Below are 8,080 nucleotides of genomic sequence, written 5' to 3'. Positions count from 1 at the left end.
ATATTACGATTCTTATTAAAATGGCTTTGTCCATAGATCTAGGGACAAGGCCATTTTAATATACGGATACCATGTGTATTGTATTCATGGATTTTATGAGAGAAAGGGAAAGGTTAGCGCTGAACGGATGCATAAGGTATATGCTCCTTTATTGCTGTCTCGCCTTATCTAATCTTTATAGAAGGGCATTCCTTTTTCAGATGCATATCCTTTGAACTCCATTTGCTCATTGTATAAACCGATGAGTTTATACCCTTTTACGCCGAAATAATCGGGATAATAGAATGCCGGTATGTATTCAAATGCCGGTGCCGCAATAAAGGATAGTTCCTGCCGCTTCTGTTCGCTGCTGTATTTTAGGCTGGCTATCCCATAAAAACCATTTTGCTTCAACAATAAAAAATCATCCACTTTTGGTTTGCTGTGGGCTAAATCGTTTTGAGCAATCAAATCATATCGGATAGGGATAATCGTATCACCCTTGATTGTAATTACACCACACTTGCCCCCTTTAAAAACGGTTAAGGTGTTGGTCGGTGTTCTTTTATAAGGATAGGTATTGCCATAATCATATTTTGAATCCGCTTCTCTCAATACAATCTGGTAATTTGGTTTGCCCGCGGGATTCTTATCTTTCAGGTTGAACAATTTTATGCCGGCATAAATCGAATCATATTGCAGCGGCACAAGGACGGAATCATTTGCGTTGATAAGACCGGCTTTGGTTTGCCCGTTTATCGTTTTCCATGCTAAGAAATCAGTACCAAAATAAACGAGCGAGTCGTAAGCGACAGCACCCGGCTTATCCTCCTTCACAATGTAAAAGCGATTTTCATTTTTTACGATTACCGGTTGGTATTGTGTCATCCCGCGGGGCACAGTGAGTATTACGGTACCTCCTTTAGACAATCGTACAGGATACTTCTTGTCATGATTCTTTAAATAATATAAGGTGTCTTTGATCAGGATATGATAAGGTATAAATTCAGGTGCTTTGCCCGAGCCTTTCTCATCTATCATATTGGGAGCAGCCACTTCTGCATATACACCGGCATCCACTTCACTGATCTCTACTCTTTCGATGCGCTTTTCCTTTTCCGGAGGAGGGTTGAGGGTCCCACCGGAGTGTAGTATAAATTTACCGGTACTGTAATCCAGTATTTTTGCACTGCGCATACCTTGTTTATCCGTTACGATAAACGGAAGCGTTTTTCCGGAAGGTTGCTTTACATCTGACGCAATTTTTAAGGCATTCTTCACTAGCCAGTCACTTATTTTTTGTTGGTCCGTATCAAATACAAACATGCTATAGCTATTGTCAAAATGCATGGCGACAAACAAAAGATAGCGGGCCGCTTTTTTATCTTTACTGCTCACTCCGGCGGTATCTACATTTTCTATACGCTTAAAACTTTCGGGATATAAATTTTTACCCTCCAGGTTAAAAAGGCTGAACGATTTTCTTTGCTGGCCATATTTTTTGAATTGCTCGCCTGTCAGCGGCTTGCCGGTGCCCTTGAAGACTGCTACAATACATTTCTGAGCGACGATTTCGTAATAATCAAAGGGTTCTTCCTTTAGGATTTCTTCCCCATTATGAATAAGCCCGGTTTGGGTGACCGTTATATTTCGAACGAAAAATTTTCCGGAAGAAGCTTCGACCGAGTCCCTCACTGCTATTTGTTTACTGCTGAGAAACCAACTCCCCTGCATCCATTGCAGCCATTCATATTGAGGGCTAAGGATCATTTTTCCTTGCTCATCGCTAAGGCCAAACAGTTGCCCCGACCGGTAAGGGATCATTATTTTTTGCGCGCTGCAGATATGTACAATCGTCAATAAAAGAAAAGTGAGTACGGGTTTCATAAAGCGAAGATAAGAAAATGCAGTATTGCTGCCGAGGCAACTGTTTATAGTATACCAAGGGGCCTAATGCACTTTTAGCCTCCCCTGAGCGAAACAAGAAAAGGGCTTGCTTTTTTAATAGAAGGTAAGGAACAAGCTTATCACGATATTATAAAAAATGGGACTTGGGCAATCTACCATCCCGGTTCCCGATTTATTATAATGTACTGTACTGAAATGAAAAATATATTGTATAAAATATGATATTATCGGCTATCTTGCACCAAATTATGGTATAATGAGCTTATAACCAGCGATTCATGCCTTTTTAAATGATAATTTATGAACCTTTTTTCTACTATTACTACCATACTCCGAGCTCCATTAAAATTTGTATTCGGCCTGCTCTTGCTTCTTATCCCCGGTATACTGAAGGCACAGTGCCCCGGCGTAGCGGTGGGCTATGCAAATCCGGCAGTGGGACTTAATCTGGCCACAACAGGAGCAGAGGCCTGGAGTAATCCTGGCAATGCCCTTACCGATAACAATAGTTATGCGACCATGTCCAACGCCGCACTCCTGATCGGTGGTACGGTACGGAACTCAAACTTCCTGGTCTTGCGTAACCTGGGTTTTGATTTGCCGCGCAATGCACAGATATGCGGGGTGCAGGTGGAGATTCGAAAAGCGTCTTCAGACAACAGTGGCTCCAACTATACACGTGATCTTGATATCCGCTTACTAAAGAATAATCAGGTAGTGGGTACGAACCATGCCAATGCAGGCGTAAACTGGCCTACCTCCGAAACTGCATTTACCTATGGCACAAATTCGGATCTCTGGGGAACGACCCTTAGCGGCTTTGAAGTAAGTAATAATGGTTTTGGCGTTGCGATAGGCATACAGTCCCGTGCAGCCGGCTTATTATTACCTACTGTTGTCTCCTATATTGACCAGGTAAGAATAAGGGTCTATTATTATACACCTGTTATAGATATAGACGGGGATGGTGTTGTAGATGAATCAGACAACGATATGGATGGCGATGGTTTACCCAATAGTAAAGAACTAATACTCTGCAATAGTCCGGAATCAGTAAGTCTGAGCGCGATCGCAGATGCCTCCCTAAGCATACCAGTTACCGCTGGTGTAACGATGTCCCTTTCTAGCCAGAGCACTTCCGGAGCAGGTGTTGCCGATTTTGGGATTGCTGAAAACTTTGATGCAGTGGCCGGACCGGAAATCAAAATAAGCCAGGATGTAAATACCGCTTCCGATTCTTCAATTGTAAGCTTGAAATTCAGTTCGCCGGTACATAACCTTCGCTTTAAACTACAGGATATTGACTTAGGTGCCGGTCAATTTCAGGATAATGTCCGGGTAAATGCGTATTACTGTAAACAAATCTATCCTATAACAGCAGCGAATCTGACGATCGGATCGGGCAATTTTAATATGTATGCCGGCAATAATACTTTTGTAGGCTTGCTCCCCATGAACAATAACGAAATGAATGGAACCATATCTGTGCACCTGCCTGATATGGTAGACTCCATACAGTTTATTTATAAAAATGCAGATGTCGTCAACCTGGGTACACAAGATTTGGGGATCGGCGAAATTTCTTATTGTAATGCCTACAGTGCCTTACAGGACATAGATGGTGATGGTCATCCGGGATTCCGGGATGCCGATAGCGATAATGACGGGATACCGGATCTTCGTGAGATACAGGCTTCTGTAGGTTTTATTGCTCCTTTGGGCCTGGATAACAATAATGATGGCCTCGACAATGCTTTTGATTTGAGTACCGGAGGTATCGCACTGATTGCAGTAGATACGGATAATGATGGTACACCCGATTATCGCGACCTTGATTCGGACAATGACGGCAATAGCGACCAGATTGAGGGTAATGATGCTAACCGTGATTGTATCGCAGACTTTGCGCTATCCGGCATCGATGCAGATGGTAATGGGCTTGATAACAGCTATGATACAAATAATGGCGGTACGGCTGCCCCGCTGCAGGATAGCGACGCTAATGGCATTCCGGATTATCGGGAAAATGTTGTTCCGACCTTATCTGTCGCCGGTACCGATCAGTCGGTTACGGTCGATAGCTTTAATCTTGCAGCTAATATGCCGATCAATGGATTGGGTTATTGGACCACGATTATGGGTACCGGAACGTTTGCGCATATAAACAGCCCGACTACAATAGTGCATAACCTGAGTATGGGGACCAACAGCTATGTCTGGACGATTTTTACAGATGCCTGTCATGCTACTCGGGATACAGTAACTATTATGCGGAGCATACCGCTTCCGGTTCATATGAGCGGATTAAGTGTCCGGGCAGAAGGGGCTAGAGCGGTGTTGAACTGGCATACCTTATCAGAGCAAAACAATAAAGGTTTTGGTGTCCTGCATAGTGTTGATGGCCGGCAGTGGCAACAGCTGCAATTTGTACCTAGCCTGGCCTTCGGCGGTAACAGTCAAAATACTTTACAGTATGAGGTTTATGATATGCAAGCCCTTAAAGGCCGTAATTATTATCAGATCTTCCAGCAGGATATGGATGGTGCAAAAGCCTATAGCGCGGTACAATCCCTGTGGCTTGAAGGGAATAATGAGTTGGTCATCTATCCGAATCCCGTACAGACTAGCATAACCCTCGCGGATGTCGATGGTCAAAATATAAAAAGGGTACAACTACTGGATGCTGGCGGGAAAATTATTTTTCTGTCGAAAGCTGCGACAATAAAGTATATCGATATGACCGATATTGCCGCAGGTGTATACCTCTTAAAGATATATTATCAGAATGGAACAGAGAAAGGGAGCACCATTGTCAAACAATAAACGTGCTGTATAGTTGGTAACAATAGACAGGAGTCGCGATACTATTCGGGACTCCTTTTTATTTAATTCCATTTAGGTGTAAAATAAAGTGAAAGAAACTGCCGTTATTCGTTAAGTATTCCACAATTCTACGATTTAAAGCATATCTATCATTTATGAAAAGCATCATGACAACCCTGTCTATTATGGGGATGGCTGCGCTATCGGGCGATCTTGCAGCACAAAATAAACTTACCCTAAGTGGCTTTGTAAAAGAAAAGAATTCTCAGGAAACCCTTCCGGGAGCAATTGTTACGGTAAAAGGCAGCGAAACATTTGTCAATACCAATGAGTACGGATTTTATTCGCTAAGCCTGCCGCCAGGCAATTATGAGTTACAGGTTTATTTTCCCGGCTATATCAATGATAAAACCTTTAGCCTGAATTTGAAAGCAGATCAAAAACTTGATTTCAGCATCGCACCCCAAAATACTTTAGAAGAGGTGCTGGTAACGGGCCAGTCCGGAAATGTGGAAAGTATACGGATGGGCAGCCATCAGCTCGGTATAGAGCAAATCAAAAATACACCTGCACTACTCGGTGAAAAAGATGTTTTTAAAGTCATTAAATTATTACCCGGCGTACAAAAAGGCCAGGAGGGTAGTAGCGGCTTTAATGTGAGAGGCGGTGGTACCGACCAAAACCTGATTATCCTTGATGATGCCGTTGTGTATAATGCCAGTCATCTCTTTGGCTTCTTCTCGGTATTTAATGGAGATGCCTTGAAAGGAGTGGAACTGATTAAGGGTGGTTATCCGGCCAAGTATGGCGAACGCCTGTCTTCGGTGCTCAATATCACCATGAAGGAAGGAGATAAACAACATGTAAAAGGAGAGTATGGCATCGGCCTTTTATCTTCAAGAGCAACGCTGGAAGGGCCTATCATAAAAAACAAGGCTTCTTTCTTAATATCGGGTCGCAGGACATATGCAGATATTATCGCCCAGCCCTTTCTCAGAAATAAAAATCAGGGCGCTACCGGATATTATTTCTATGACCTGAATGCTAAAGTCAATTATCAGATCGATGATAATAACAGCCTTTATCTCAGCGGCTACTTCGGGAGAGATAAATTTTACACAAATGAATCCTACGGCGGGAGCAAAAGCAAAATGAATTTTAGCTGGGGCAATGCCACGGGAACCTTGCGCTGGAACAGGGTTATCTCTCCTAAACTATTTGCCAACCTGACTATTAACTACAGCAATTTTAATATGTCGGTATATCTAAAAGAAAAATACAGTAGTACCGAAACGTACATCATGGAGTATCTTTCCTCGATAGATGATATCGGAGCCAAGTATGACCTTAGCTATTACCATAGTGCAAAGCACACGATAAAAACAGGGTATAAACTAACCCGGCATGTTTTTAAACCAAGTGTAATGACGACACTTGAAAATAAAACCAAGCAGGTAAATAGCGCCACCAATTACATCAGTTGGGAAAATAATGTGTATATAGACGACGAATGGAAGATCAACAATAAACTGGCGGCTAATATTGGACTGAGGGGCTCTTCCTTTACTTCCGGTAAGAACACTTATTTTAATCTTGAACCGAGATCTTCCGTTCGCTATTTGCTTCAGGGTAATACTTCTGTAAAAGCAAGTTATACCATCATGAACCAGTACATGCACCTGATCAGTTCTACCGGAATCAATCTGCCGACAGACCTTTGGGTGCCGGCAACGGCACGTGTTGCACCGCAAAGAGCACAACAATATAGCCTGGGTCTTTTCCATGACCTCAAAGTGCACGATCAGGCCCTGAATATATCTTTGGAAGGCTACTACAAGGATATGAAAAATATCATTACTTATAAAGAAGGTGCTTCTTTTATGAATATTGAAGACCCTACGAATAACAGTACTGTAAAAACCTTCGAGGACAATGTGACTTCCGGTATCGGAAAAAGTTATGGTGCGGAATTAATGATCCAAAAACAAAAAGGGAAATTTACCGGATGGCTTTCTTATACCCTTTCCTGGACCAAATTTAAATTTGAAGAGATCAATAACGGGGCCTGGTTTTATCCAAGATATGACCGGAGGCATGACCTCAATCTTGTAGGTTTTTATGAGATCAGTAAAGGAATACGGCTGAATGCATTATTTACTTTTGCCACCGGCAATCCGGTAGCGCTGCCACGGCATGAAGCAAGGGTACTCGGCTCTATTCCAACAAATGGCAACCTGAGCAACGGATCAGAATACATCCTTAATTTGTATAGCAATAAAAATGATTACCGAACCGAAGCCTATCATAGAATGGATATCGGAATCCAGTTTATGAAACAAAAGAAAAAAGGTACCCGCACCTGGGAGATTAGTTTCTATAATATTTATAACCGGCAAAACCCATTCTTCTATGCAATAGAACAGGCAGATTTTAGCACGGATAAAAACCTATATAAGTACACTATTTTTCCTTTTATTCCCTCTATTACTTATTCATTCAAATTCAGCTAATCCATGCCGATACAATCCTATCTTTCAAAACTGACCTTAGCCCTCCTTTGTATATTTACAATCAGTAGTTGCAGAAAAGAAGTGCATAATATCCCATTGGCAAAAACAGATGATATAGCGATCATGCAAGGTTTTTTAAATCCTGATGCAGATACGGTCACTATTAGCCTGTCTGTTGCCTCCGGTATTTCCAAAAATAAAAAAGAGATCAGCATCGACGCCTTGAAAAATGCCCAGATCACAATCGAGTCAAATGGCATTGTGAAATCCTTACGTTTTCTTAGCGAAACACCTACTATGGTCATCTTCTTCCTTCCCCGGACTGAAATGCCCGTACAGCAGGGGAAAACCTATACCGTACGTGCAAAAAATGGGGATCATTTTTCTCTGGAAGCCACCACTACCGTGCCGGAAAGCCCAGCCGATTTTACCTTTACCGCAGATGGCCCGTACAGTTCCTCACAAAATAATGCCTTTTACAAAATCAAAACTACCATCGTTGATTTCAAAGGGCAAAACAATTTTTACAGGACCAGTATCCTGGCATCTTCAGATCCTAATTATGATCCGTATTCCCGGTATTTTACAACCGATGAAAAAGACCAACTGGCAAAAATAACCCTTACAATGCAACTCGATGAAGAGACTTACCGGGCCGGAGGCAATACAATAGCCGTCTCCCATATTAGTGAGTCTTACTATCGCTTTTTCAAGTCTGTTCAAACACTGGAAGATACGGGGGGCAATCCTTTTGCAGAGCCCACGGCACTCTATACCAATGTAAGCGGCGGTATCGGTGTATTGGGTGCGATGACCGTAAGTTATAAAGATCTGTGATAAAATAAACCGCGCACTGTAAG

At 42.4% G+C, this 8,080-nt stretch carries 4 protein-coding genes; 3 read left to right on the top strand and 1 reads right to left on the bottom strand.

From position 1 onward, the window contains the following. Positions 1 to 168 precede the first annotated feature (168 nt). Positions 169 to 1,866 (bottom strand): hypothetical protein, encoded by a 1,698-nt coding sequence (locus DBR32_RS07675; RefSeq protein ID WP_124635700.1) that lies wholly within the window; start codon positions 1,864 to 1,866, stop codon positions 169 to 171. 321 nt (positions 1,867 to 2,187) lie between these two features. Between DBR32_RS07675 and DBR32_RS07670 the strand changes: the two genes are divergently transcribed. The 3 genes from DBR32_RS07670 to DBR32_RS07660 all read left to right on the top strand — a co-directional run bounded on the left by DBR32_RS07670 (position 2,188) and on the right by DBR32_RS07660 (position 8,057). After that, entirely contained in the window at positions 2,188 to 4,710 is a 2,523-nt protein-coding gene (locus DBR32_RS07670; protein ID WP_124635699.1) for a T9SS type A sorting domain-containing protein, read from the top strand. Positions 4,711 to 4,865: 155 nt separating this feature from the next. Next, positions 4,866 to 7,220: a carboxypeptidase-like regulatory domain-containing protein gene (locus DBR32_RS07665; protein ID WP_199724399.1), complete on the top strand. Its 2,355-nt coding sequence runs from the start codon at positions 4,866 to 4,868 to the stop codon at positions 7,218 to 7,220. Positions 7,221 to 7,223: 3 nt separating this feature from the next. Next, positions 7,224 to 8,057: a DUF4249 domain-containing protein gene (locus DBR32_RS07660; protein ID WP_124635698.1), complete on the top strand. Its 834-nt coding sequence runs from the start codon at positions 7,224 to 7,226 to the stop codon at positions 8,055 to 8,057. Positions 8,058 to 8,080: the final 23 nt, after the last annotated feature.

The sequence above is a fragment of the Taibaiella sp. KBW10 genome, from assembly GCF_003852495.1.
Classification (GTDB): domain Bacteria; phylum Bacteroidota; class Bacteroidia; order Chitinophagales; family Chitinophagaceae; genus Edaphocola.
Note: the sequence above shows the minus strand (reverse complement) of the source record. Positions and strands in the feature narration are given on the sequence as shown.